The following is a 1,582-nucleotide window of genomic DNA, read 5'->3' on the forward strand; positions in this document are numbered from 1 at the left end:
CACGCCACGGTCGACGCGGCGGTGCCGGTGCGGTCGCCGCCCGGTCCCCACGGGGTGTTGACTGGTCCGCGCACCCGGGTGGATCGGCCCGGTACCGGTGGGGGAGGTGCGTGTGGGGACAGTCCTGGTCCTGGTGGTCGTGGTCGCGGCCGTCAGCGGGGGCGTGAGGTTCCGTCCGGAGGGCGGGTGGCGGGCGACCGTCCCGTGGGCGACCCTGACGGTCGCCGCACTGACGGTGGCCACCAGCGTCGCAGGGGAGCTGGTGCCCGCGGTCCTGCACGCCCTGGAGCGGGACCGCACGATGCTGGTGGCGGGGCAGTGGTGGCGGATCCTCACACCGCTGCTCGTCCAGGACGGCGGCTGGGCCGGCACGGCCTTCAACACCGTCACCCTCCTCGCCGTGGGTGCCGTCGCCGAGCGGGTGCACGGGTGGCGCGTCCTCCTGGGGGTCTACCTGACGGCGGGCCTCCTCAGCGAGGTCGCGGCCTACACCGTGCTCCCGCACCAGGGGTTCGCGGGGAACTCCGTGGCGAACCTGGGGCTCGCGGGCCTGTGCCTGGTGGCCTTCGCGTGGCGCGGGGGGCGACCGCTGCGGGCGCTCGCGGTGGTGGGACTGCTCGCCGGCGGGATCCTGCTGGTCACGGGTGACCTGCACGGGGTGGGGTTCACCGTCGGGGCGCTGTGGGGCGTCACCACCCACCGTCCCCGCGCAGGTGTCGGGGCCGGTCGGGCGGGCGAGTCGGGTGCATCGACGCGCGCATCGTGACACGATCGTGACATGAGTTCGCGCATCCTCGTCGTCGATGACGACGTCGCCCTGGCCGAGATGATCGGCATCGTCCTGGAGGCCGAGGGTTTCGAGGTCTCCGACGTGTACGACGGTGCGGAGGCGCTCGACGTCTTCCACACCGTGGCCCCCGACCTGGTCCTCCTCGACCTCATGCTGCCCGGGATGGACGGCATCCAGATCTGCCGGTTGATCCGCCGCGAGTCGGACGTCCCCATCGTCATGCTCACCGCCCGCTCCGACACCGCCGACGTGGTCTCCGGCCTGGAAGCCGGCGCGGACGACTACGTGCCCAAGCCCTTCAAACCCAAGGAACTGGTGGCGCGCGTCCGTGCGCGTCTGCGCGGACACGACGACTCGGGCGAGGAACACCTCGTCATCGGTGACGTGACGATCGACGTCTCGGGACACGTGGTGCGTCAGGGCACCGAGGAGATCGCGCTCACCCCCCTGGAGTTCGACCTGCTGGTCGCCCTGGGGCGTTCGCCCTGGAAGGTGTTCACACGCGAGGAGCTGCTGGAGAAGGTCTGGGGGTACCGCCATGCCGCCGACACCCGCCTGGTGAACGTCCACGTCCAGCGCCTGCGCTCCAAGATCGAGCGGGACCCCGAGCGTCCCGAGGTCATCGTGACCGTCCGGGGGGTCGGGTACCGTGCCGGGACCGGGGCCTGAGGAGCCGGTGGGCTCCGAGGGGAGGATCCCGGACGCGCCCTCGTCGCTCCCCTTCGGGGACCCCGCGGACGAGGGCGACCCCGCGTCGCGCGCACCCGGGGACCCGGCACCGGACGCGGACGC

At 72.9% G+C, this 1,582-nt stretch carries 2 protein-coding genes; both read left to right on the forward strand.

Annotated features, from left to right (window positions below; genetic code table 11):
- Positions 1-112 precede the first annotated feature (112 nt).
- On the forward strand, positions 113-766 hold the full coding sequence (locus tag TA90_RS07085) for a rhomboid family intramembrane serine protease (RefSeq protein ID WP_147513416.1): 654 nt from the start codon (positions 113-115) through the stop codon (positions 764-766).
- A gap of 12 nt (positions 767-778) precedes the next feature.
- The gene (mtrA, locus tag TA90_RS07090) at positions 779-1,459 is read left to right on the forward strand and encodes an MtrAB system response regulator MtrA (protein WP_043535384.1); all 681 of its coding nucleotides are present in this window, start codon (positions 779-781) and stop codon (positions 1,457-1,459) included.
- Positions 1,460-1,582: the final 123 nt, after the last annotated feature.

Origin of the sequence: Actinomyces polynesiensis, from assembly GCF_000820725.1 — a bacterium.
Classification (GTDB): domain Bacteria; phylum Actinomycetota; class Actinomycetes; order Actinomycetales; family Actinomycetaceae; genus Pauljensenia; species Pauljensenia polynesiensis.